This is a genomic window from Mucilaginibacter sp. P25 (assembly GCF_050859465.1).
Taxonomy (GTDB): Bacteria; Bacteroidota; Bacteroidia; order Sphingobacteriales; family Sphingobacteriaceae; genus Mucilaginibacter; species Mucilaginibacter gossypii.
In genome coordinates, this window is the sequence record NZ_CP193937.1 from 2,222,182 (window position 1) to 2,247,046 (window position 24,865).

The following is a 24,865-nucleotide window of genomic DNA, read 5'->3' on the forward strand; positions in this document are numbered from 1 at the left end:
TTATATACAGCATAAACTTAATTAATGAGCCAAATTTTGATCATCTATACCGGAGGGACAATAGGTATGATGAGTGATCCGGTTACAAAGGTGCTCAAGCCTATCAACTTTGAGCAAATAATGGATAACGTGCCCGAGCTTGAAAAGCTTAACTGCCGTATCAAAGTACATTCGTTTGATGAGATCATTGATTCATCAAACATGAACCCTGAAATCTGGAGCGAGCTGGCCGGTTTGATCCAGTCAAACTATCATGATAATGATGGTTTTGTGATTTTGCACGGCTCGGATACGATGGCATATACCGCATCTGCATTAAGTTTTATGTTAGAAAACTTAGGCAAGCCCATTATTTTCACAGGCTCGCAATTGCCGATAAGCGCCATCCGTACTGATGCAAAGGAAAACCTGATGACGGCTATTGAAATAGCTAAAGCTAAAAAGAATGACCGCGCCCGCGTGCCCGAGGTTTGTATCTATTTTGATTATAAACTGTTCCGTGGTAACAGGGCTTTTAAATATAATTCATCAAAGTTTGAAGCCTTCCGCTCGCCAAACTATCCTATATTGGCCGAATCGGGCGTTCATTTACGCTTTAGCGCGAACGATATCAGACTGCCAGAAGACGAAAGCTCGTTAATTGTACACAACAACCTGGTGAATGATGTTGGCGTATTGAAGTTATACCCGGGCATAAGCCCTAAAGTGGTTGAGAACATTTTAAGCGCCGACGTGCGGGGTATAGTAATGGAAACCTTCGGGGCCGGTAATACCACAACCGACAGTTGGTTTATCGATTTGCTTAAAAACGCTATCGACAGCGGTAAGGTGATCCTTGATATTTCGCAATGTAAGGTAGGTACGGTTGAACTCGGCCGTTACGAAACCAGCAAACACCTCAAAGATATCGGTGTAGCCAACGGCTATGACATGACCTTTGAATCAGCTGTTACCAAAATGATGTACCTGCTGGGCCAAAGCGATGATCCCTTGCAGGTAAAAGAATGGCTGGAAACGGATTTGAGAGGCGAGATTACGGTATCGTAAATTCATCGATTACTGTTGTATTGAATATGAAAATTTGACAGATTTTTAACGCGAGGCTTTCGAAGACTTACGAAGTTTCAAAAACTTCGTAAGTCTGGATTGGTTAATAAGCGGAGATGTTCATGTAAGATTTAAAATATCCTTCTATTAATAAGCTTCATAAAACTATCTTTAAATTTTTCGCTTACGGGTATGTGTTTATCGGCGATATAAATATGGTTGTCCTGAATTTTTACCAGTTGTTTGGTATTTACAATATAGGAGTTGTGCACCCGCACAAAGGGGGCCGAAAGCTGCTCTTCAATATCCTTGAGCCTGCGGTAAATTAATAACTGTTCCTGACTGGTAACAAGCCGTACATATTCCTTTTCGCCTTCAAAGTATAAAATCTCGTCCAGTAGGATCCTGCGTAATACCTTGCCCGATTTTATAAAGAAATAGCCCTCATCATTAACCGGGGTTTGTTGCATCATAGGTTCGGACTTGCCAAAATACCCTTCAATTTTTTGCATGGCTGCCAGGAAACGTTTCAGTGTGATTGGTTTCAGCAGATAATCAATAGTTTGATAGGTATAGCTTTCGGCAGCATACTCCGAATAAGCAGTGGTAAACACAATTTTGGTTTGCGGTGGAAGCAAGCCTGCCAACTCCATACCCGTTAATTGCGGCATGTTGATATCCAGGAAAATAAAATCAACCTTATTGGTTTTTAAAAAGGCCAGTGCCTCAAGCGCGTTATAACATTTGGCTTTAAGCTGCCACTGCGTACTTTGCTGCACCAGGATCTCCAGCAGGTTAACCGCGTTAGGTTCGTCATCAATTATGATACAGCTTAAATTCATGCTATCGGGATCTTTAAAAACGCGGCAAAGGTGTTGTTACTTTTATCAATTTTCAGGTCAAAATTTGAACCGTACAGCATGGTTAGCCTTTTGGTTAAGTTGACAATGCCGAAACCGGCAGCGCGTTTGCTTGCTACTTCGGCATGGATAGCATTGTTGGTTTTAAAAAAGATAATCACCCTGCTGAACCAAAGATATACCAATAAGGTTTTGTTCGCTCGATTTGTCGATGCCGTGCTTAAAAATATTCTCTACAAAGGTCATGAGCAGCATAGGCGGGATGCGGAGATCTGAATTGAAGTTTTTTTCAAAAAAAACAACCATCTCATGCCTGATCCTGATTTTTTCTAATGCGATGTAGTTTTCAATGAACTGTACTTCGGTACCGATGGCTACATCATCCTTGGGGCTTTCATCAACAAAATAGCGCATAATGTCCGAAAGCCGCTCAATTAATGCTGCGGTACGGGGGCCTCACGGTAAGCTTCGTAATAAATATTATTAAGTGTATTGAACAAAAAGTGCGGTTGCACTTGTGATTTAAGCAGGTTCAGTTCGGCCTGGCTTTTTTGAATCATAATCTCTTCCGTTTGCTGCTTTAGCTTAAAATAAGCTATTGCTATACGAAAGATCAGGCTCATAATGAAAATGAGCACTCCGCCCGAAACATAATTAATGATGGCTTTTTGACTGATATGCTCTGGTGTTTTTGCAAAAAAGGTATTATAAATAAGCAGGGTTGAATAACCCCGGAGCACACCCGTTGCCACTAAAAAAATGATGACAAGTAATACATACCAAACATATTTTTCCTTTTGGTAAAATACAGGATACAGGAAGAGGATGTTACCATATATGATAGCCGCGTAAAACGTAGTGTTAACAATGGTATAAACAGCCGATTGGCCTGCTCCATCCATCGGCAGATAAGAAAAAATAGCAACAGCGACACCGCTAACCATATCAAGAGCTGGAGTTGTGTAATGGAAGGGCGGGTCTTAAATAGTTGCATTTTTAAAATTACTAAGCTTTTTGTTTGTGGATGCCGGTTTTAAATAATTGCCGGCATTTATTCAATAAATGGCACTAAATGTTCAATAAGTTGGTCTGCAGGTATATTATTGAATAAATACAGTAGTAGGCTAAAAAGAACGCGGCAGTGGTTTAACCGGTTTGATAGGATGGTTAATAAAAGGCAGTTTTGAATTGTTAACAGAAATGTATCCTTATCAAACCATCAAATTATTATGAAAACCGAACAATTAGCCGAAAAAATAGTAGCTGTAAGCCTTAGCTTGTTGCTGCTGCTATCGCATACGCCTAAAGTATTTGCTCAAACTGATACCATCCGTGTAAAGGACAAACGCCTGATTACATCGGCGCTTAAACCCGGGCTAAAGCAATACCTTGTGTATTTTCAAAATACAAAGGACAACCGAAGCCTGAAATTTTGGCTTTGGCTGCGCGATATAAACCTCGAAACCCGTAACGGTGAAAAGGTATTTACTATCACCCAGCACTGGTATGGCAGCGATAGCTTATCATACCGTTCCATTTATTCCGTTAATAAAGTACCTGATTTCGCGCCGATTTATCATTCAGAAACCATCGGCAAAAAAACAAAAGCCTTTAACTGGGCTGCCGATAAAGTGATAAGTGCCGACACCGTTGCCAATAATGAGGCTAAGAATTTTAAGCTTGATTTTACCTTCGCCAACTTTAATTGGAATTTAGACATTGAAACCTTCGAGATGTTACCGCTTGCCGAAGGCAAAAGTTTTGCTATCCCCTTTTATGAGGCCGGGATCCCTGCACCGCTTTATGTTTTATACAAAGTAACCGGCAGCGAGTTAATTACTACATTGGATGGTAACAAAGTTGATTGCTGGAAGCTATATAACGAAAGCGATTACAATGGCCGCCATTTTACCGAAACCTACTGGATCAGTAAAAAGAATCATGAGTTTTTAAAAGAGGAGGATTCTTTTGGAGGGGGTTATCGCTACAAAATAAAAATGATGGGTGCCGCGACTAACCTGCTGCCGAGGTTTGCGAAGTAAAATAAATTAAAAGAATATACCAATCCTCTTGAAAAACAGCCGGGGCTATGATACTAAAATCATAGCCCCGGCCTTTGGTATAAGCAGTTAATAGTTTACTGATTCAACCCAAATGCTTCCCATCCCGATGCGGTAGCCCGGTTACAGGTCATGGCTTGCGTACCGTTTTCACTGGAAATGAATTTGCCGTTGTTGCCGCGCAACGTTATTTTTCCGTCGGTGGTAACTATCCAGTCAAATGTTTCCCAGTCGCTTGGCGTGGTGCGGTTACAGGTGATGGCTTGTGTGCCGTTTTCGGACGAAACATATTTACCCATGCTGCGCAGGTAGATTTTGCCGTTGCCTGCGTCAAGAACGGTGAAATGTTCCCAGTCGCCGGCGACGGTGCGGGTGCAGGTCATAGCCTGCGTGCCGTTTTCGCCGCTTACATATTTACCATTAAAGCCTTTAAGCGATATTACAGTGCCTATTGGAGGAGCTGGCGGAGGATTGGTAGTTCCGCCGGTAATAATAGTGTTCATGGCCGAAAGCAGGGAGTTGGCACCTGAAGCGTCGCCGCCCAAATCCCAGATCATCATGCCGCCTGCCTGGTTAAGTGCCAGGGTGGTTTTGCTTTTAATAGTTGGGATACCGTTATAGCCAAAAGTTTGAAAGGTATCCGAGTTAGGGCTACCGCCTATCGCTAAAACATCAACATAGTTCATGGTCGAATAATCGTACCGGTTATCCCTGGCATAAAACGGAATCCCCAGAATAGTTTTGGCTGCAGGTAAACCACGGTTTGCCCAATAGCTTAAACAATCAACAGCCGATTGGTAGGTAGAGTGCTGGAAGTTGTTGTCGTCATAATCCATGATGTTGATCCAATCAAGGATAGAGAACATATTGTTGGTAACGTAAGTAGCCCCAACCGAGATGGAGGCGATGGTACATAACCTGCCGCTGTTATGCATGGCAGTTGATAGTTCCTGCAGTAATAAATAAAAGTTATTGGTTTCGGTACCTGCCGATGGGAACTCCCAGTCGATATCCACACCATCAACATTGTACTGGTTACAAAAGTTGACCATATTATTAACAAAAGTGGTACGGTAACCGGCATTGGCTACAATAGGATGGAAGGCATCGCCGCCACCACCGCCACCGACAGATATCATTACTTTAACATTATGGCTGTGTGCGTTTGATACCAGGCTGGTGAATTTTGAAAGGTTATCAAGCGGGTTCAGCCCCCGGTGTTGTTGGGGGTAAGAAAAGCATAATTAATATGGGTTAGTTTGCTGTATTGTACTGTATTCACATCGCCCTGCCAGCTGGGCAGGTAACCTATTACTTTAAAGGAGGTAATAGGTACGGCATTGTTAACAGTAACCGGCTTGCTGCTGTTATCGGTGTTTGAATCGCTGCCGGTTTTAAACTGGTTCATGTTATCCTTTTTACAGGATGATAGTGCTGCGATTGCGACCAGAAAAAGGCCAAGGAGGTAAGGGTTAAGTTTCGATCTCATAAGTTAAATTTGTTAAGTGGTTTTAGATGTATTATTTGGTTTATAAATAAGCCGGGCAATAAAACACAAACCTGTTAACCAAATTCATGATACTTATGAATATCATATACTAATACCAGGAAAGGCGCGTTAATAGGTGTAATAGATGTTTTTGTATTGGTAAAATTATATAAACATCTTATTATAAATACCTTATAATAACCTCAATACGATTCGATCACAAGCGTGGTAGTGCTTTTGTAGTGTGATGATATACGGAGAAAACCCGCCTTCCCGACAAAAAAATATTTTGATGATACGCTTAACTCACAGTTTATATATTATTATAGACGGGAAAAAGCGTTCAGTGGGGAAATCGCTTACCGATTTAAAACCAGATAAGCGGGTGCCTGATGGGTAAATTTCGGATAACTTCTTCAACCTGAGGGTTATGATCCAGTTTTTGCCAGGTTGTTAAACATGCTTTTTCATGGTAGGCATTAGCGCCAAATAGCAGGAAAGGCTGCGCAATAGGCCAGTTGTCCCAATACATTACGTCGGGTTTTAAAGTCCATTTACTTTTATCTGCCACGAAAGGATATAAATAACTTATTCCTTTTTTGATGGATTTGCCATCCGGTGTTTCAAAGTTCCATAAGTTATCCTGCGGGCTTGAAAGGATCTGGCACAGCATGGTCATGGCATCGAGGTTAAAAATAGAGTAGCCATAGGGTTTGGTACGTGCCATCTCTAAGGGGAAGCTGCCGTCGGTGCCCATTTGGCGGGGGAGCAATATCGTTTTGTATCGCACGCGAATCGAATCGAGTACTACTTCATTTTTACAAAGTTTGGCAAAGGAGGCTACCTGCATAGCCCAGCAGGTGGCGTGGTTGTTTTTAACATCCCTTTCCTGGATGCCGGGTTTACTGGTCATGAGCCAGTTGGTATAATCGGTAAACCATTTTTTAACAGCGGCTGTAGTTTCGGCGTCCATAACTTTTTCCATAACGATAATGCCTTGCGCAACTTCCATCAGGTGAATGGTGTCGATAATGCCATAATTACGGCCGGTGAACTGCCCTTTAACTGCCTGGGCGAACCAAAGACTTGGATTCATTAACGTTTCGGGATCAATAAACCAGGCTTTAAGGTGGATTACAGCCTGGTTAACATATTTTACATTTCCGGTTATTTTATAGGCCGATGCCAGGGCGCCGATGATCTTGCTAAAGCGGATCATGGCTTTGCGGTGTTCTACAAAGTTATCCGGGTTGGTCATGCCATCGCGGTTGATGTAAGGGCCATCGGGGTTTTTAGGATCCGGCCAGAAATAATCGGCTTCTGAAAAAAGTCGTGTTTACCGCCCGCACTTCTGGGTGAAGATGTCGCTGTAACTGTAACCGGCTGTTGCTGCATGGCCCAGGCGGCCTCGGTCATTATTTGCTTTTTAAGGATTTGTTCGGCAGTTTTTTCTACAGGTGATTTATCTGGTTTTGATTGTCCGGACGTAAAAGCAAATTGCGTTAAAGTTGTAACAGCAATTAAAATTGCGGTAAATATTTTTTTCATGGCGATGGTTTATAATGGCACCGACAAGATAACGATAGTGTATAACTGTTTTTGGTGTGTAGGGCATCGACGGAAGCATTTTTTCACGACAACGTTGAAGTAAAAAACGCTTAGCACGTTTATTCTTCATTAGGTTCTCCAGGCAAATGGCATAACTATTGATTAAATAATCTACATCAGTATGTAAAAAGCGTTATTCAGCCATAAAATTATGGTTAGGCACTATAAACATTATGCCAACGTTTTTTATGTTTACGCAAATCATTAGATATGAAAACTCTAAAAACACCTTTATTAGCTCTTGCAATAGCTGTTTTAGCTATCACTACCCAAGCCTGTAAAACCAAAAAAGCGGTTGTGCAAACACCGCCGCCGGCCCAGCCAACACAACAAGCTGCAACACCTCCGCCCGCACCAAAACCGGCGCCAACCCCTCCGCCGGCACCTGCTCCTGCACCGGAGAAACCGGATTATAATTTCAGCAATATCCAGTTTGAGTTTAATTCGGCGGTGTTAAAAACTGCTTCGTACCAAACTTTAGATCATATTGTTAAAGAACTGAAAAAAGACCCGTCGGCGAAATTTGTTTTAAATGGCAATGCTTCTGCCGAAGGTACTGCCGAGCATAACATGTCATTATCTGTAGATAGGGCAAACTCTGTAAAATTGTACCTGGTAAACAGCGGTGTTAATGGCGACAACCTTACTGTAAAAGGCTGGGGCGAAAGCAAACCGATAGCTGATAACACTACCGAAGATGGCCGTGTACTTAACCGTCGTGTTGAGGTTAAGCTGGCACAGTAAATAAAAACTTTTAATAAATGTAAAAGGCAGTTCACATTGGGCTGCCTTTTTTTGTTGCGCAAAATTATTCGGTGTCGTTAACTAATTAAAAAATGGAGAACAGGTTATGGAAAGTTCGCATAAAAGGCCTTATTGGTTTTAGTAATAATATTTAATAATTTTATGATTACTATAAACCTCCTAAAAGTATAAGCGCCATTTTTTACTTTAGCATATATACCTAAATCGTCTGCCTTATGTTAAAAAAACTGTTTCTGTATTATTTACTGGTTTCGCCGCTTTTGTGCCTGGCTCAAACTAAAATAACGGACCGGGTTAATAACATAAGCGGTAAGTATGAGCCTTCGATCGATCAGGTTGCAATTAAAGAGCCGGGGCTATCCAATGTCATAAATAAGCTTAAGGAGTATAAAGTTTCATATATCGCCGAAAAAGTTTATTTACATTTTGATAAACCCTATTACGCAGCCGGTGATACTGTTTACTTTAAAGCTTACATAACCGCAGGCGACAGGCACGAACTATCAGATATAAGCGGTGTATTGCACGTCGAACTGGTCAATGCAACAAACAGGGTTGATCGGTCAGTTAAACTACAGATAACGGATGGTGTGGCCTGGGGGATTTCGCCCTGCCAGATACTTTACCTAAGGGCAATTATCACATCCGTGCATATACTAAATGGATGCAAAATCGGGGCAGTAACAACTATTTTGACCGGGAAATTAAGATTGGGTCGATCAGTAATAAAATAGCTGAAAGCGCTACTAAAGGACCATTGCCTGTTGCCAGTAATAAAATAGATGTGCAGTTTTTTGCCGAAGGTGGCAATATAATAACCAGTATTCAGTCTAAAATAGCTTTCAAGGCTATTGGTACCGACGGAACAGGTGTTAATGTTAGCGGGATTATTACCGATGATGAAAATAATCAGATAGCCACATTTGCTTCGTCGCACCTGGGGATGGGTTGTTTTTACCTGAAAGCCCAACCGGGTAAAAGGTATAAAGCCGAATTTAATTATGCCGACGGAACAAAAAATACTGTCAATCTTCCAATACCTATAGAAAATGGAGTTAGCTTATCTGTTGATAATAGTGAAATTCCCCGTGCTATTGTTAAAATAAATGCTGCTGATGCTTTTTACAAGCAAAACAAAGGAAAGGATTTTACATTACTCATTTATTCCGGCGGCACAGCTTCAACAATCGCCTGTAGGTTAGATAGTCAGTCAATAACACGTAATATTTTAAAGCGGCGTTTAAAAACAGGAATAGCTACCATTACATTATTTTCTGCCGCTAATGAGCCCCTTTGCGAACGCCTGATCTTTGTGCAAAACTACGATCAGATGAGCCTGGCTGTTAATAGTCCCAAAACAGGTTATAAAAAAAGGGAACGGGTTGATATAAGTCTGAATGTAAAGAACAGGGCGGGCGACCCGTCAGTTGGCCATTTTTCGGTATCAGTTATAGATGAAAACAAAGTTCCGGTAGATGAAAATTCGGAGCATACCATATTAACCGATTTACTGTTAACCTCAGATTTAAAAGGAAATGTAGAACAGCCAAACTATTACTTTACCAATATAACTAAAGAGTCTGTGAAAAATCTCGACCTTGTAATGCTTATCAACGGATACCGGGGTTTTGAATGGAGGCCGGTATTGGATAATAATTATTCTGCGACAGCATTTCAGCCGGAAACGGCTTTGGAGATAAGGGGAACGGCCAAAATATCCGGAGGAAGCGCCATGCACGAAGGGACGGTTTCTTTAATATCTTCAAATCCAACAACCGTATTGAGTGAGCCAATTAACGAGAATGGTAGTTTTGTGTTTCGTAACCTTTTCTTTACAGATACCGAGAGGTTTATATTACAAGCTGTAACAGCTAATGGCGATAATTCAACGAAATTGACTTATAATGAAGATAATCAGCCGCTGATTGTTATATCACAGGTCCAGGATCACGCACCTGATAATGTTAATTTATCAATGACCAATTACCTTGAAAATAATAAGTTACGGCAAGAAGATTATCTGAAGTATAACAAAGTGAAGATGTTGAAAGAGGTAAAGGTCAAAGCTGTTAAAAGAAATGATTACCGCTCATCGGCATTAGGAGGGGCGGGGAGTGCCGATCAGGTTATACACCTTGGGCAGCTCCCTGTTACAGGTTCATTAACTCAAATGGTGGAGAGCAGGGTACATGGTGCACGAGCGTACGCAATGTTAAGAGGAGATTTTGATGGGTTAGTGATCTTAGATGGGGTGCCAATAGATAAAGCCATTTCAGGAACCTCTGTACCTGGTGGGAGCCGCCTCGATTTTATAAATGCATCAGATGTTGAAACCGTTGAATTATTTTATGGTTCGGACGCGGCAATTTACGGTGTGCGGGCAGGGCATGGGGTAATCGTAATAACTTCTAAAGCCAGAGGCGGCCTTACCGAAAATGAGATCACATCAACCGGGATATTGCCAATCTCTGTTCCCGGCTTTTATAAAGCCCGTATATTTTATTCGCCCAAATATGAAAATCTTGAACAAGCCGGTAACCGCCCCGACCTCCGAAGCACCATTTACTGGCAGCCCGAATTAATTACCGGCAATGACGGTAACGCTTCATTCAGTTATTTCAATGCCGATGGGCAGGGGAGGTATAGGGTTGTTATTGAAGGTATAGATGAAAATGGTAACCTTGGGCGGCAGGTATATAGGTACAACGTTCGATAGATCTATAGCAACTTTCAGTTTATCCTTAAACAATAGGTTTTGATGTACATCCCAAAAATGATACGATTTCACCAAGTATTGAGCCGTTTTGTGTAAAATGATTGCTTTAATTTGGAATGTGTAAAACTGTCCGTAGTGCTATATGTTCAGGCATAAAAGCCCCGGTCATTTTTTAACTTTCCTGCTTTATTGAAAACGTAAATTTAACCGAACTGGCGCAGGTATTTTGATCACCTATGAATAAATATAAACTATATGCCGGCTTATTTTGTGCCGGTGCAATAGCGCTTGTTTCAGTTGCGTGGCAAACTAAAGCTATGAAGCAACCTGAGCCGGCAAGGAAACGCCCGAATATTATCGTGATCATGGCCGATGATATGGGTTTTTCTGATCTGGGCTGTTATGGCGGTGAGGTGAATACCCCCAACATCAATTACCTTGCTCAAAATGGTATTCGCTACAGGCAATTCTATAACACATCGCGTTGCTGCCCAACAAGAGCATCTTTACTTACCGGTTTATACAATCAACAGGCAGGCATAGGCAAAATGACCGACGCCGAAGACGAACCCGGATATCTCGGTCATATAACAGACAACGCGGTAACCCTTGCCGAAGTTTTGAAATCCGCAGGTTACCATACCGCCATGTCGGGAAAGTGGCATGTGTCCAACACCAATGGGCAGCCTAACGCGCAGGACCAGATGGCCTGGTTAAATCATCATAAAGATTTTGGCGATTTTTCGCCCATTGGCCAGTACCCAACCAGCCGCGGGTTCGAGAAATTTTTTGGGACCATTTGGGGCGTGGTTGATTTTTATGATCCTTTTAGTTTGGTTAGCGGTACTAAGCCCATTAAAACCGTCCCCAAAAACTACTATCATACAGATGCTATTAACGATACTGCGGTAGCTTATATCAAAGGCTACGCTAAATCGTTAAAGCCGTTCTTTTTGTACGTTGCCGAAAATGCACCGCACTGGCCGCTGATGGCAAAGCCAGAGGATATTGCCAAATATAAAGACACCTACAAAGCGGGCTGGCAGGAAATCCGCGAAGCGAGATACAAAAAGATGCTGAAGCTTGGGCTTATTGATCCTGCGAAAACAAAGCTATCCGATCGCTGGAAAGGTGATCTGCAATGGGAAAACAATCCTGATAAAGAGTGGGATGCCATGGCCATGGCTGTTCATGCCGCCATGATCGACAGGATGGACCAGGGCATTGGCCGCATTGTTAAAACGCTGAAAGAAACGGGGCAGCTGGATAACACGCTTATCGTTTTCCTGTCGGATAATGGGGCAAGTGCTGAAAACTGCGCTGCTTATGGTCCGGGTTTTGATCGCCCTAATGAAACCCGCGACGGACGGAAAATTGTTTATGCCACAAAGAAAGAAGCTTTGCCAGGCCCGGAGACTACTTATTCGTCAATCGGGCCGCGTTGGGCAAACGTAGCCAACACGCCGTATGAATATTGGAAAGCCGAATCATATGAAGGAGGTATCCATACACCGATGATTGCCTTTTGGCCAAAGGGAATTATTGCTAATAGAGGTGGCTTTAATGACCATGTGGGCCATGTGATGGACTTCATGGGTACCTTTGTTGAGCTGGCTGGGGCCAAATATCCTAAAACATATAAGGGGCACAACATTCCACCGACTACAGGTATCAGCCTGGTGCCAGGTTTTAAAGGCAAACAAACTCCCGGTCATGAGGATTTGTTTAACGAGCACTTTGGCGCGAGGTATGCGCGTTCAGGAAACTGGAAGCTGGTATCGCTGAGTAATGATACTACCTGGCATTTGTACGATCTGTCGCAGGATAAAACCGAAACCACCGATCTGAAATCGAAATACCCGGAAAAAGTGCACCAATTGGATAGCCTTTGGCATATCTGGGCAAATACGCACCAGGTTTTTCCAAAGCCGGGAAATAAGAGTAAATAATAAAAAAACCAACAATAAATTAAAACCAAAAGTAAAACGTAGTTTATGAACCGCATTTTTAAAAAAACGTACTTGCTTGTTTCCGGACTGGCAGCATCGTTTGTTGCACAAACAGCGCTGGCACAAGATAAGATGCCGTCTTATCCGCTGATCACGCACAACACTTATTTCAGCATCTGGTCAAACACCGATAAGTTAAATGAATCAACCACCAAGCACTGGACCGGGAAAGATCAATCGTTACTGGGCCTCATTAAGGTTGATGGCAATTACTACCGTTTTATGGGCGCATCGGCCGTTAATTATAAAACCATTTTAGCAGCTACCGACGAAAAATCGTACAACAGTCAATACCTGGCCGAAACTGCCCCGGCAGAAGGCTGGGAAAAACCGGGCTTTAATGATCAGGGCTGGAAAAGCAGCGCTGCGCCATTTGGCGATGAACGTGCAGGCAAAGGCACTGAATGGAGAGGTAAAGACATTTGGGTTCGTCGTAAATTTAATATTGCCGAATTACCGAAAGGCCGTTTAATGTTGAAAATTTATCATGATGATGAAGCCGAAGTATACCTGAACGGCCAGCAGATTGCTGCCGAAGGTGGTGCTAACGGCGATTTTGAAACTGTTGCATTGCCTGCCAGTGCAAAATCGAATCTGAAAGCAGGCGAAAACGTTTTGGCTATCCATTGTAAAAACACCGGTGGCGGCTCGTTTATTGATGCCGGTCTTGCTGAAGAAGTGTTGAGCAAGGATGACGAAGCCGTTAAACTGGCTGAGCAAACCAGCGTTAAAGTTACAGCTACCCAAACCGTATATAACTTTAAAGCAGGGGAGGTAAACCTGAAACTTACGTTTACTTCGCCATTGGTTATGGGCGATTTGAAATTACTTACCACCCCGGTATCATACATCACTTACCAATTGAAATCAACCGATGGGAAAGCTCATGATGTTCAGATCTATCAGGGGGTATCAAGTAATCTGGCTGTAAATACACCATCACAGGAAGTTACTGCGTCAAAATACAGTCAGAACGGCCTTAAGCTGTTAAAAGCGGGCACCGTGGAACAACCCGTATTACAGAAAAAAGGTGATAACCTGCGTATTGACTGGGGCTATGTTTATGTTGCTTCGTCAACCGCCGGAGCTAAACAATACATCACTCCCGAAGGTGAGGCGGTATCATCATTCCTGGGCGCCCAAAAAGGTGAAACTACGGCTACTGGTAAACAATTCATGTTAAGCACGGTATTACCATTTGATAAAGTGACTGCTGCGCCGGTATCTAAATTTATTTCGGTTGGGTATGATGATATTTATGCTATTCAATACTTTAAAACCAATTTAAGGCCATGGTGGAGGAATGCTCCGGGTGCTACTATTGAAGGCGTACTGAGCGATGCTACCAAAGCTTATGCTAAAGTGATTGGCACTTGTGTAAAAACAGATGCTAAGATCTGGGCCGATGCGGTTAAAGCCGGTGGTGAAAAATATGCTAAGTTATGTGTAATGGCTTATCGTCAAAGTATTGCCGCGCACCAATTGGTTAAAAGCCCGGAGGGCGAATTGCTGTTCCTATCCAAAGAGAACTTTAGCAATGGCTCAATCAACACGGTTGACATTACTTACCCTTCGGCTCCAATGTACCTGCTATACAATCCTGATTTGTTGAAAGGTATGATGAACGGCATCTTCTATTTCAGCGAAAGCGGTAAATGGAATAAACCTTACTCATCGCACGATTTAGGTACTTATCCATTGGCCAACGGCCAAACTTATGGCGAGGACATGCCGGTTGAAGAAAGTGGTAACATGATTATCCTTAACGCTGCTTTAGCAAAAGTTGAAGGCAATGCCAACTATGCTAAAAAACACTGGAAAACATTAACTATTTGGACTGAGTATCTTGCTAAATCAGGTTTTGATCCGGGTAGCCAATTGTGTACTGATGATTTTGCCGGTCACCTGGCACACAATGCCAACTTATCAGTAAAAGCTATTGTAGCCATTGACGCCTACGGCGAATTAGCCGGTATGTTAGGTGATGCCGCAACCGCTAAAAAGTACAAAGCTATGGCTAAAGACATGGCTAAAAAATGGGAATACAAAGCCAACGCGGGCGATCACTACGGCCTGGTGTTTGACAGCAAAGATACCTGGAGCCAGAAATACAACATGGTTTGGGATAAAGTGTTGGGCTTGAAATTATTCCCTCAAAAAGTGTACGATACCGAGCTTAAATACTATTTAGCACACCAAAAAGAGTTTGGTTTGCCGCTTGATAGCCGTAAAACCTACACAAAAAGCGATTGGATCCTTTGGACTGCATCTATGGCCGATAACAGAGCTGATTTCAACGCTTTAGTTGCTCCGGTTTACAAATTTGCTACCGAAACTTCATCACGCGTACCACTAAGCGACTGGCACGAAACTACCAACGGTAAAATGGTAGGCTTCCAGGCGCGTAGCGTAATTGGCGGCTATTATATGAAAACTTTAAGGGATAAGTTGGCGGCTAAGTAAAGCCACCAACTTTAATAATTGGAAAGGGAGTCTGCATAGCAGGCTCCTTTTTTTGTTCTGGTATATTTTTATACATTTAGATCTGACTTCACTACAAAAGATAAACGACTAAATCAATTTTAATGCGGAGAGTAATAATTGTTATATTAGGATTAGCCCTAATGGGTTTTATCGGCACTTGTATTTATTTCGTTGCTGGTGTAAGCTCTACCATCCCACCGATAAAAAAGTATGTATTCTTTGGTAATGTCAATAGCTTTTTATTGGGAATGCAAAAATATGCGGCGGCTGATTCGGAAATACTCTTTAAAATAACAGATACGACTGGAAATAAGCAAAACGGCTATGGAATTTATATGAATCTTGAGATAAGAAATTCGAACTCAGACATAGAATACAATTTAAAATGTGGAGAAAAAGACAACGAAGGCATACGAAGTACAATAGTCAAACTAATTGGGATCCACGATAAAAATAATTACAAATTAGGGGGTATGGAATAGAGGGCATCGGAGTTAGACAAATGGTATCTGATTTTGAAACTGGCTTCTTAGTTAAATTAAAAGAAAAAGAAGGGGTTGCTGTCAAACCATATATTGACAATCACAGATAAATCAAGCTTGTTAATCGGTTTTTTACCCCCTCCCTCATCTTTCCCTAACATTACAATCATCATAATTTGATATCCAATAATTAGGTTTTATGACTATTTTCATGGCTCGTTAGCTATAATAATTTCTATGCCGCTCCCCTTGAAAAAAATATTGGTTAAAACGCTTAAAATAAGCGCCATCACCGTTGTTAGTTTATTGCTGTTGATGTTCCTGTTACCTTATCTTTTTCCCGAAACAGTGACTCAGAAAATAAAGCAATGGGCCGCCGGCAGCGTAAACAGCAAGCTTTCGTTTTCGAGTACGCGCTTATCATTTTTTAAAAAGTTCCCGTCGCTAACCCTTACGCTTAATGATTTTGTGCTGAATGGCAGCATACCTTTTCAAAATGATACGCTGGTTTCTGCTAAAGAAATTTCATTGGCTATCGATCTTTCTTCGGTTTTTAAAAGCAAGATCAATGTAAACAAGATCTATCTCGACCATGCACTGATCAATATCCAGGTTGACAGTGCCGGTAAAGCCAATTATAATGTTTACAAATCATCTCCTCCCAAACAGGATAATAAAGCTGATACCGCCAGTGCATCGTTAGGCATTGAACAGATCCTGATAGACAAAAGCCACCTGGTTTATGACGACCGCTCGCTGCCCATGAAGATCAACGCACGGGAACTGAACTACAAAGGAAGCGGTGATTTAAGCAAAGACATCTTTGACCTTTATAGCCACGTAGATGCCGCTTCGGTAGATTTTTATTACGGCAATAAGGCCTACGTGCTCAGGAAAAAGTAAATGCCGATCTGGTTACCAGTATCAATACCAAATCATTGGCCTTCGCATTTCAAAAAAACGACCTGCTTATTAACAAGCTGCCGGTTAAATTTAAAGGCCGGTTTGAATTCCTGAAAGATGGTTATGATATGGATTTCAAGATCAGGAGCGATCAGAATGACCTTGGTGACGTTTTTACCGCCATTCCGGATGAATACGCCAAATATGTTGATAACATGGATATCAGCGGTAATGGCATCATCCAGCTTGATCTTAGCGGAAAGTACATCGCCTCAAAAAATATTATGCCCAACCTGGGTATCAGCATGAAAGTGCGCGACGGTTCCATCGTTAACAAAAGTACTCCTGCGCCGGTTAAAAACCTGTACCTGAATATGGATGCCAGTTTGCCTGGCCTCAACCCCGACAGTTTAAAAGTTAATATTGATTCGGTTTATTTTAATATTGGTAAGGACTACTTTGGTTCGGTGCTGAAATTAAAGGGAATCAAATCGCCATATATTTATGCTAAAGTGAATACCGAAATTGACCTGGAGCAATGGTACAAGGTTTTTGGCATTAAACCATTCCAGGTAAAAGGAAGGTATGGTTTGCATTTACTGGCCGAAGGCAAGTACACCACCGGCATCAGGAAAACGGGACTAAGGCAAAAGATTGATACCGTGATAACCAGTATTCCCCAATTTAAACTCAAGTCGACATTCAGGAACGGGTATTTTAAGTATAGTAAATTGCCGCAGTCCATCAACAATATCAGTTTTGACCTGGATGTCGCTTGTCCGGATCATAACATTGCCAATGCCACTGTGAATGTGCGCAACCTGAACATTAATGCACTTAATAATTACATCAAAGGCTATCTGAAATTAAGCAATAAGGCTGGTGCATTGATTGATGCCGGGTTGAATGCTAAATTCCATTTAGACGATATCAAGCAGTTTTATCCGGTTGATAGCATTGATTTCCGTGGTGATTTTGATGCTAACCTGCAAAGTAAAGGCAGGTATATTCCGGCCCGCCGCATCTTCCCGGTTACGAATGCTGAGATCAATCTAAAAAACGGATACATCCAAACCAAATACTATCCGCACCCAATGCAAAGTGTACAGGTTAGCGTAAATATTTTTAACAACACAGGCTCGTTAAAAGGGCTTAAGGTGGATATTAAAACGGTATCCTTCAATTTTGAAGGCCAGCCATTTTTACTGAGGGCCAATCTCCGCAATTTTGATGACCTTGACTATAACGTAACTTCTCGAGGTAGCCTGGACCTGGGTAAGATTTACAAAGTGTTTGCCGTAAAAGGATATGATGTGAACGGGTTTGTAAGCACCAACTTTAAACTGAAAGGTAAGCAAAGTGATGCAACCACCGGCCACTATGATAAGCTGGACAATTCGGGCAGCATGAAAGTGAAGAACATCAAGCTTACTACCGAGCTGTTCCCTAAACCATTTTTTATCACCAACGGCGTATTCAGCTTTAACCAGGACAAAATGAAGTTTGATCAGTTTAAGGCTAACTACGGTAAATCGATAGTGGTGCTTGACGGTGCTTTATCTAATGTGATAGGCTATGCCATGCAGCCAAATTCGCCATTGAAAGGCGAGTTTAATCTAAAGAGTGATTTGATTATTGCCGATGACTTCATGGCCTTTGCCGGTGTGCCTGCGTCTGCCAAACCAACCAAATCATCTGGTGTGATCCTGGTGCCTGCAAACCTTGATCTTAATTTTGCTGCTGACGTTAAAAAAGTAAAATACAGCGGTTTGGATATCAGTGACGCCAAAGGCGCAATGAATGTTACCAACGGGCAGATCGTACTTAAGCAAACTGGTTTCAGCCTGATAGGTGCCCCTGTAGTGATGGACGCCACTTATGGCAGCATCAATCCGCAAAAAGCATTTTTTGATTATCACATCAATGCGAAAGAGTTTGATATTCAGAGGGCCTACCGCGAAATCAAGTTGTTTCATGATATGGCAACTTCGGCCGAGCATGTACAAGGTATTGTATCTTTAGACTATAAGCTTGCGGGTAAGCTAAACAGCGATATGAAACCGGTTTATCCATCATTAAAAGGCGGTGGCGTACTTTCTGTAAAACAAGTAAAAGTATACGGATTGAAATTATTAAGCGCGGTTGGCAAGCAAACCGGTCATGACAGTGTTGGCCACGGTGATGTGAAAAAGGTTGATATCAAAAGTACTATAGCTAACAACATCATGACTATAGAACGAACCAAAATGCGGATTGCAGGTTTCAGGCCAAGATTTGAAGGACAGGTGGGTTTGGATGGCAAACTGAACCTGAAATTCAGGCTGGGGCTGCCGCCCTTCGGTATCTTCGGCATCCCGATGACTATCACCGGTACCCAGGATAAACCTATTATCCATTTGGGCAATGGCAAAAAAGAAGATGAGCTGAAAGAAACGCAGGAAGAAGAATAAAAGCGGGTTGAGCAGACTGGCGAATTCATTTGTGAAAGAAATAGAAGCGAGGATTGTGCGAAGAGCAGGTAGGTGTACGCCAGTATTATGCCGACCCCGAAAAAGGCGACCAGGAGCTGGCTATATTCGGCACCGCAGGCTTAATGCCGACCATGAAGGGATCTCGATTTATAAGTTGAATGATACAACGGGTTACATTCTGGTATCCGGTCAGGGCGCCAACCGCTTCCAGATTTTCAGCAGGGAAGGCACAAAAGCAAACCCTTTTGAACATACACTTTTGAAAATAGCCAACGTTGCCGCCAGACAAAGTGATGGCAGTGACGTAACCGCCACTCCTTTAAATGGTACCTTTAAACATGGCATTTTTGTGGTAATGAGTACCGATAAAACTTTTCACTATTACCGCTGAGAAGACATAGCGGGCAAAGAACTTAAGGTAAAATAGTAGCACAAAAAACTCTCGTGTGGCCATATCTTTTTTATTTTACTATTAAAAAAAATGTCATTTCGACGAGCTCTGGGTGGTATTTGTGCGTTGGAGGCGAGGAGAAATCTTCTACGCCCTGCTTTTACAAGCACAGTTGCAAAGCTTAATGTAGAAGATTTCTCTTTAGCCCCATCGTTCATGCCCGTCCGGCTCTATCGAAATGACATTTTTTAAATATGTACACACACAGTAGCCTTCAGATAGGGTTGGGGCGAAAGTTGTTTTTACCAGAATCATAATAGCTTATTTATAATATCTAAAAACTCCAGCTGAAAACTTTCACCTTTATCCTCGTTATACCATTTCTGCAATGCTATCTTTTTTTCGCTCATTTCAATATGGTCTTTCACCATTTGCAGGTATAATCGCTGGCATTCGGCCGGTCGCGGCCCCCATGTCGCAAGGTCTTGATTATTTTCATCTGCAATAACGATCTTGGGTATTGACCGGGTGCCATTGGTAAGGTAACTTTCAATCAAGAATGGCGGCGAATCCCTTAGCTGATAATCAACTTTAATAAGCGGGTTTAGTTCCGAAAGGCGATGCAGGAACGGTATAGTATGCGAAGCATCGCCGCACCAGGCCTCGGTAATAACCGTCCATAATTGTGGTTTGCTGATCTTTTCGATGGCATTTGTCAAATCCGGGTTCAGTACGCCAACCTTTAGCCAGCGCTGCTGGCGCGACCAATTAAGCTTTGTATAATTTAAATAATCCGGGTTATCGTACGGAGCACGCGGATTAGGGCTGTTCAAAATATCGAAAAATAGCTGCTGATATGCTGTGAAATCCATAATAATTGCATTTGGCGCCATTTATGGCACTTCCTTTTACGATATGAAATTAAATAATGTGCGTGTGAATTTTGTTGATGTAGATTAATTTCGATAACCTTTACCGGGCTATGATTAATATACTATGTATTTTTGATTATCAAAGCGGGGTACATGAAAATTAAAATAAACAAACTGCTATTAACAGCAATTAGCCTGGTGTGCACCGGCGCTTTATCTGCCTACAAATATTCGCCGGCCAAAAATGTTCCGGTTAAGTTTAAGCAGATCATGGGCGCCGATATTTCATTTATCCCTCAGTTGGAAGCTGAGGGGCATAAGTTTTATGATAACGGCGTAAACAAGGACCCTTTCACCATTTTGAAAGATCATGGCTTTAACTATGTACGGCTTCGCATATTCAATAATCCTAAGGCCGATAGCGGGTACTCGGCAAAAGGCTATTGTGGTTTGGAAGATACCAAGAAGATGGCTCTGCGTATTAAAGAAGCCGGAATGGGCTTCTTACTCGATTTTCATTACAGTGATAACTGGGCCGATCCCGGTAAGCAATACAAACCCGCCGCCTGGAAAAAGCTCAACAACCAGCAACTGCAGGATTCTATAAAGGCATTTACCCGGCTTACCTTGCTGGCCCTAAAAAAGCAGGGCACGCTGCCCGATATGGTGCAGGTAGGTAACGAAATTAACCACGGCATTTTATGGCCCGACGGCCGTGTCAAAAACCTGGATACCCTGGCTGGCTTTTTAAAGGCTGGCATTAACAGTGTCAAAAGCGTGAGCAGCAACATCAGGGTAATGCTGCATATTGCCTGCGGCGGGCAAAATGCAGAATCAAGATACTTTGTAGATAACATGCTCAAACGCGGAGTTAATTTCGATATCATTGGCCAATCATATTATCCCGAGTGGCATGGCACACCGGATAGTTTACGCAACAACCTTACCGACCTCGCCGCCCGTTATACACAGGATGTGATAGTGGTGGAATATTCGCGGCGCAAACGCGAGGTAAATGATATAGCTTTTTCACTACCTGGTAATAAAGTTAAAGGCACTTTTATTTGGGAGCCCTTTAGCTGGGGCGAAACCTTTGTTGATAAACAGGGAAATATTAATGCGCATATGGCTACTTATGACAGCATTAGTAAACAATACCATATTCGGCTGTCCCTTGAATAGGAGGATCATGATACGCTTTGGCTTTATCATAGGATAAGTACAGGCAATTCCAATTTGCAGAGTCACTATATGTAGCTTCTTAAGGCGATTTTTCTAAAAATGCTTTGCATGTAGAATAATTGTTATATTGACATCAAATTTGCGATGCCTATTTATCGCAGCCACAATAAACCACAATGAAGATATTCCGGTTCCCCCTCCCGCTTAAAACGCGAAAAGAACGATCGTTTTTGATGTTTCCTGTTGTAAGTACGCTGATGTTATTTGTAGGGTGCAATCATGAGCCCTCTGCCAACTCACAACAACCCTTGTTTAAACTGTTGCAGCCGGAACAAACCCATGTTGATTTCGCCAATACCTTAACCGAAGGATTAAACACCAACGTGCTGATGTACGAGTATTTTTATAACGGTGGTGGCGTGGCTGTTGGCGACTTAAACGGCGATGGCTTGCAGGACCTTTATTTTACCGGCAACATGACCGATAACAAATTGTACCTGAACCAGGGCAATATGCAGTTTAAGGATATCACTGCTGATGCCGGAGTAGCAGGCAGGCCCGGTCCCTGGAAAACGGGGGTTACCATGGCCGATGTTAACGGTGACGGTAAGGTGGATATCTACATATGTTATTCGGGTAAAGTACGGGCCGGGAAGCGGGTTAACCAACTGTTTATAAACCAGGGAAACAATGCCGCAGGTGTGCCCATGTTTAAAGACCAGACCGCTGATTTTGGCCTCGATTTCCCATCATTCAGTACACAGGCATACTTTTTGATTATGACCGGGACGGTGACCTCGACCTGTTGTTAATTAACCACAACCCAGGCCGGATCAGTATTATGGATGATGCCTTTGTTAAGGAGATGTCGGCCAAAAGGGATAACGAATCGGGGATCAGGCTGCTGCGGAATGACAATAATCATTTTACTGACGTTACCGCCGGTGCAGGCATTATCAATACGCCACTATCATATGGCCTTGCAGCCGGTATCGCCGATATTAACGGCGATGGATGGCCGGATATCTACGTATCCAATGATTACAGCATTCCCGACAGGTTGTACATTAATAATGGGAAGGGCAGTTTTGCCGATGAGCTCCAGAAACAGATTGGTCACAGCTCGTTTTACTCTATGGGGAATGATGTCGCCGATATTAATAACGACGGCAAACCCGATATCTACACCCTGGATATGCTTCCCGAGGATAACAAGCGGCAAAAACTGCTGTTCGGTATTGATAATTACGAGGCCTTTGACCTGAACCTGAGGGTGGGCTTTTATTACCAGTACATGCGTAATATGCTGCAGGTCAATAACGGCAATAACTCGTTCAGCGAGATAGGACAACTGGCAGGGATCTCTAATACAGATTGGAGCTGGTCGCCCCTTTTTGCCGATTACGATAACGATGGCTGGAAAGACCTGTTTGTAAGTAACGGATATACCCGCGACTATACCAACATGGACTTTTTAAAGTTTATGGGCGATAACATCAAAGACAGACGCGTAATGCGGCAGGACCTCCTGGATATTGTTAACCAGATGCCATCATCGCAAATGAAAAGTTACCTGTTTAAAAACAACGGTAATACAACGTTTACCAATAAAAGTGAGCAATGGGGCATAACGATGACATCAAACAGTAACGGCGCCGCTTATGCCGATCTGGATAATGACGGTGACCTTGACCTGGTGGTCAATAATATCAATCAACCGGCTTTTGTTTATGAAAACCAGGCCGCTAAACAGAATGATAATCATTATTTAGCTTTAAAATTAAACGGCAGCGGTGCAAACACGCAGGGGGTAGGCGCTAAGGTGAGCATTTATTCGGGCAATAAAACGCAATACCTGGAGCAAATGCCAAACCGTGGTTATCAGTCAACCGTGTCAACGATACTGCATTTTGGCCTGGGGAAAGATAAGCAGGTTGATTCATTAAGGATTACCTGGCAAAGCGGCAAAACACAGTTACTTCAAAAAGTAAAAGCTGATAAACAAATTGTCTTAAATGAAAAGGATGCGTTAGGCACCAGTCCTGCACAAAAACAAATTAATCCGATATTTAAAGAGGTGCCGGCCCCTATCGCAGGCAGCGAAATCGATAACACTACCAATGATTTTAAACGGCAGCCGTTAATGGTTAACTCGATATCATTTTCGGGTTCCGTCCTTACTAAAGGTGATGTAAATGGCGATGGGCTCGAGGACATTTATGCCGGTGCGCATGATGGCAAAGCCGGTGTTTTATACCTGCAGCAAAAAGATGGGAGATTTATCAGCAAGGCTCTTGCCGCCTTTGAAGCCGATAAAAACAGTACCGATGCCGCAGCTTTATTTTTTGATGCCAATGGCGATGGCAAGCCCGATCTGTATGTAGCCTCTGGTGGCTATGCCGATTATAAACCGGATGACGCGCTGCTGCAGGACAGGTTATACCTTAACGATGGTAGAGGAAACTTTAGCAAAGCTAAAGGTGCCTTGCCCAAAATGATCAGCAGTAAAAGCTGTGTAAAAGCGGCCGATATCAATGGAGATGGTTTTCCTGATCTGTTTGTTGGCGGAAGGGTAATACCCGGGCAGTATCCCGAAGCACCCGAAAGCTATATTTTGATCAATGATGGCAAGGGGCATTTTACCAATGAAACTGCAAAATATAACCCGGCATTGAAAAATATAGGGATGGTGACCGATGCTGCCTGGGTTGATATGAACGGTGATAAAAAGCCCGACCTGGTGCTGGCCGGCGAATGGATGCCGATCACGGTTTTTGAAAATAGCGGTGCTAAGCTAACCGATGCCACAACAAAATACTTTGATAAAAAATATGCCGGCTGGTGGAACTGTTTACAGGTAAGCGACATCAACCATGACGGCCATCCGGATATTATAGCCGGAAACATCGGTTTAAATACGCAATGTAAAGCAAGCGATGCCGAGCCTGCGGAAATGTTTTATAAAGATTTTGATGATAACGGCTCCATTGACCCGATGCTTTGTTTTTACATCCAGCATAAAAGTTACCCCTTTGTAAGCCGCGATGAATTGCTTGACCAGATGAGTGTAATGCGCGGCCGGTTCCCCGATTATAAAAGCTATGCCGATGCTACCATGGACAAGATTTTTACTGCCGAAGAGATGAAAGATGTAAAAAAACTGACAGCCAATGAACTGGCTACAGCATGTTTTATCAGTAATGCACAAGGAAAATTAAAACAGGCGACGTTGCCTTTACAGGCTCAGTATTCGCCGGTTTTTACCATTACTTCATTTGATTACGATCATGATGGCAAGGAGGATCTTTTGCTTTGCGGCAACATCAACAAGGCCCGCATCCGTTTCGGTAAATATGATGCTAATTACGGCGTATTGCTTAAGGGTGATGGCAAGGGTAATTATCAATACATAAACCAGCAGCAATCGGGCTTCAACATCCGGGGCGATGTCAGGAGCGTGCTTCCATTAAATAACGTTTTACTATTTGCCCTTGATAAAGGCAAACTAAAGGCATACAAGCAATAA

General features: G+C 42.6%; 24 protein-coding genes. 15 read left to right on the forward strand and 9 right to left on the reverse strand.

The window, feature by feature from the left end:
• Positions 1–24: 24 nt before the first annotated feature.
• The gene (locus ACRQ5D_RS11680) at positions 25–1,047 is read left to right on the forward strand and encodes an asparaginase (RefSeq protein ID WP_090530955.1); all 1,023 of its coding nucleotides are present in this window, start codon (positions 25–27) and stop codon (positions 1,045–1,047) included.
• A gap of 131 nt (positions 1,048–1,178) precedes the next feature.
• On the opposite strand, the gene ACRQ5D_RS11685 is transcribed toward ACRQ5D_RS11680, so the two are convergent.
• From ACRQ5D_RS11685 to ACRQ5D_RS11700, 4 genes are read right to left on the reverse strand one after another with little or no spacing between them, the layout of a single operon-like run.
• Positions 1,179–1,889, reverse strand: a complete 711-nt coding sequence (locus ACRQ5D_RS11685; protein ID WP_091172711.1) for a LytR/AlgR family response regulator transcription factor — start codon at positions 1,887–1,889, stop codon at positions 1,179–1,181.
• On the reverse strand, positions 1,886–2,068 hold the full coding sequence (locus tag ACRQ5D_RS11690; RefSeq protein ID WP_432329012.1) for a hypothetical protein: 183 nt from the start codon (positions 2,066–2,068) through the stop codon (positions 1,886–1,888). The genes ACRQ5D_RS11685 and ACRQ5D_RS11690 overlap by 4 nt, the downstream gene beginning before the upstream one ends.
• A complete protein-coding gene (locus ACRQ5D_RS11695) occupies positions 2,052–2,321 on the reverse strand; it encodes a hypothetical protein (RefSeq protein ID WP_432329013.1) in 270 nt (89 codons plus the stop codon). Before ACRQ5D_RS11695 ends, ACRQ5D_RS11690 begins: the two co-directional genes overlap by 17 nt.
• Before the next feature lie 20 nt (positions 2,322–2,341).
• A complete protein-coding gene (locus ACRQ5D_RS11700) occupies positions 2,342–2,851 on the reverse strand; it encodes a histidine kinase (protein WP_432329014.1) in 510 nt (169 codons plus the stop codon).
• 285 nt (positions 2,852–3,136) lie between these two features.
• Between ACRQ5D_RS11700 and ACRQ5D_RS11705 the strand changes: the two genes are divergently transcribed.
• Complete coding sequence (locus tag ACRQ5D_RS11705) at positions 3,137–3,949, forward strand: hypothetical protein (protein ID WP_091172704.1); 813 nt, start codon at positions 3,137–3,139, stop codon at positions 3,947–3,949.
• A 95-nt stretch (positions 3,950–4,044) separates the two neighbouring features.
• On the opposite strand, the gene ACRQ5D_RS11710 is transcribed toward ACRQ5D_RS11705, so the two are convergent.
• The 4 genes from ACRQ5D_RS11710 to ACRQ5D_RS11725 all read right to left on the reverse strand — a co-directional run bounded on the left by ACRQ5D_RS11710 (position 4,045) and on the right by ACRQ5D_RS11725 (position 7,004).
• Positions 4,045–5,178 carry a glycosyl hydrolase family 18 protein gene (locus tag ACRQ5D_RS11710; RefSeq protein WP_432329752.1) on the reverse strand — a complete coding sequence of 378 codons (1,134 nt, stop codon included), beginning with the start codon at positions 5,176–5,178 and terminating at the stop codon, positions 4,045–4,047.
• A complete protein-coding gene (locus tag ACRQ5D_RS11715) occupies positions 5,175–5,456 on the reverse strand; it encodes a hypothetical protein (RefSeq protein ID WP_432329016.1) in 282 nt (93 codons plus the stop codon). Before ACRQ5D_RS11715 ends, ACRQ5D_RS11710 begins: the two co-directional genes overlap by 4 nt.
• Positions 5,457–5,823: 367 nt before the next feature.
• Complete coding sequence (locus ACRQ5D_RS11720; protein ID WP_432329754.1) at positions 5,824–6,729, reverse strand: alginate lyase family protein; 906 nt, start codon at positions 6,727–6,729, stop codon at positions 5,824–5,826.
• Positions 6,711–7,004 carry a hypothetical protein gene (locus tag ACRQ5D_RS11725; RefSeq protein WP_432329018.1) on the reverse strand — a complete coding sequence of 98 codons (294 nt, stop codon included), beginning with the start codon at positions 7,002–7,004 and terminating at the stop codon, positions 6,711–6,713. The genes ACRQ5D_RS11720 and ACRQ5D_RS11725 overlap by 19 nt, the downstream gene beginning before the upstream one ends.
• Before the next feature lie 270 nt (positions 7,005–7,274).
• On the opposite strand from ACRQ5D_RS11725, the gene ACRQ5D_RS11730 reads away from it, so the two are divergent.
• The 10 genes from ACRQ5D_RS11730 to ACRQ5D_RS11775 all read left to right on the forward strand — a co-directional run bounded on the left by ACRQ5D_RS11730 (position 7,275) and on the right by ACRQ5D_RS11775 (position 19,285).
• Positions 7,275–7,808: an OmpA family protein gene (locus tag ACRQ5D_RS11730; RefSeq protein ID WP_090530934.1), complete on the forward strand. Its 534-nt coding sequence runs from the start codon at positions 7,275–7,277 to the stop codon at positions 7,806–7,808.
• 236 nt (positions 7,809–8,044) lie between these two features.
• Positions 8,045–8,563 (forward strand): hypothetical protein, encoded by a 519-nt coding sequence (locus tag ACRQ5D_RS11735; RefSeq protein WP_432329019.1) that lies wholly within the window; start codon positions 8,045–8,047, stop codon positions 8,561–8,563.
• A complete protein-coding gene (locus tag ACRQ5D_RS11740; protein WP_432329021.1) occupies positions 8,494–10,545 on the forward strand; it encodes a TonB-dependent receptor plug domain-containing protein in 2,052 nt (683 codons plus the stop codon). Before ACRQ5D_RS11735 ends, ACRQ5D_RS11740 begins: the two co-directional genes overlap by 70 nt.
• A 236-nt stretch (positions 10,546–10,781) precedes the next feature.
• Entirely contained in the window at positions 10,782–12,494 is a 1,713-nt protein-coding gene (locus tag ACRQ5D_RS11745) for an arylsulfatase (RefSeq protein ID WP_091172690.1), read from the forward strand.
• 45 nt (positions 12,495–12,539) lie between these two features.
• Positions 12,540–15,017, forward strand: a complete 2,478-nt coding sequence (locus tag ACRQ5D_RS11750; protein WP_091172687.1) for a glutaminase family protein — start codon at positions 12,540–12,542, stop codon at positions 15,015–15,017.
• A gap of 161 nt (positions 15,018–15,178) precedes the next feature.
• Complete coding sequence (locus tag ACRQ5D_RS11755) at positions 15,179–15,520, forward strand: hypothetical protein (protein ID WP_431199682.1); 342 nt, start codon at positions 15,179–15,181, stop codon at positions 15,518–15,520.
• A 249-nt stretch (positions 15,521–15,769) separates the two neighbouring features.
• On the forward strand, positions 15,770–16,423 hold the full coding sequence (locus ACRQ5D_RS11760) for an AsmA family protein (protein WP_432329023.1): 654 nt from the start codon (positions 15,770–15,772) through the stop codon (positions 16,421–16,423).
• A 35-nt stretch (positions 16,424–16,458) separates the two neighbouring features.
• Entirely contained in the window at positions 16,459–18,873 is a 2,415-nt protein-coding gene (locus ACRQ5D_RS11765; protein WP_431199684.1) for an AsmA-like C-terminal region-containing protein, read from the forward strand.
• 53 nt (positions 18,874–18,926) lie between these two features.
• On the forward strand, positions 18,927–19,052 hold the full coding sequence (locus tag ACRQ5D_RS11770) for a hypothetical protein (protein ID WP_256337516.1): 126 nt from the start codon (positions 18,927–18,929) through the stop codon (positions 19,050–19,052).
• Positions 19,049–19,285: a phytase gene (locus ACRQ5D_RS11775; protein ID WP_256337515.1), complete on the forward strand. Its 237-nt coding sequence runs from the start codon at positions 19,049–19,051 to the stop codon at positions 19,283–19,285. The genes ACRQ5D_RS11770 and ACRQ5D_RS11775 overlap by 4 nt, the downstream gene beginning before the upstream one ends.
• 311 nt (positions 19,286–19,596) lie before the next feature.
• Here ACRQ5D_RS11775 and ACRQ5D_RS11780 read toward each other — a convergent pair whose 3' ends face one another.
• Positions 19,597–20,157, reverse strand: a complete 561-nt coding sequence (locus tag ACRQ5D_RS11780) for a thioredoxin family protein (RefSeq protein WP_091173119.1) — start codon at positions 20,155–20,157, stop codon at positions 19,597–19,599.
• Positions 20,158–20,310: 153 nt separating this feature from the next.
• Here ACRQ5D_RS11780 and ACRQ5D_RS11785 point away from each other — a divergent pair, with 153 nt between their 5' ends.
• The 3 genes from ACRQ5D_RS11785 to ACRQ5D_RS11795 all read left to right on the forward strand — a co-directional run bounded on the left by ACRQ5D_RS11785 (position 20,311) and on the right by ACRQ5D_RS11795 (position 24,865).
• Positions 20,311–21,339, forward strand: a complete 1,029-nt coding sequence (locus ACRQ5D_RS11785; protein ID WP_091172680.1) for a glycoside hydrolase family 53 protein — start codon at positions 20,311–20,313, stop codon at positions 21,337–21,339.
• A gap of 176 nt (positions 21,340–21,515) precedes the next feature.
• Positions 21,516–22,151, forward strand: a complete 636-nt coding sequence (locus ACRQ5D_RS11790) for an FG-GAP repeat domain-containing protein (RefSeq protein ID WP_432329026.1) — start codon at positions 21,516–21,518, stop codon at positions 22,149–22,151.
• The gene (locus ACRQ5D_RS11795) at positions 22,145–24,865 is read left to right on the forward strand and encodes a VCBS repeat-containing protein (protein WP_432329028.1); all 2,721 of its coding nucleotides are present in this window, start codon (positions 22,145–22,147) and stop codon (positions 24,863–24,865) included. The genes ACRQ5D_RS11790 and ACRQ5D_RS11795 overlap by 7 nt, the downstream gene beginning before the upstream one ends.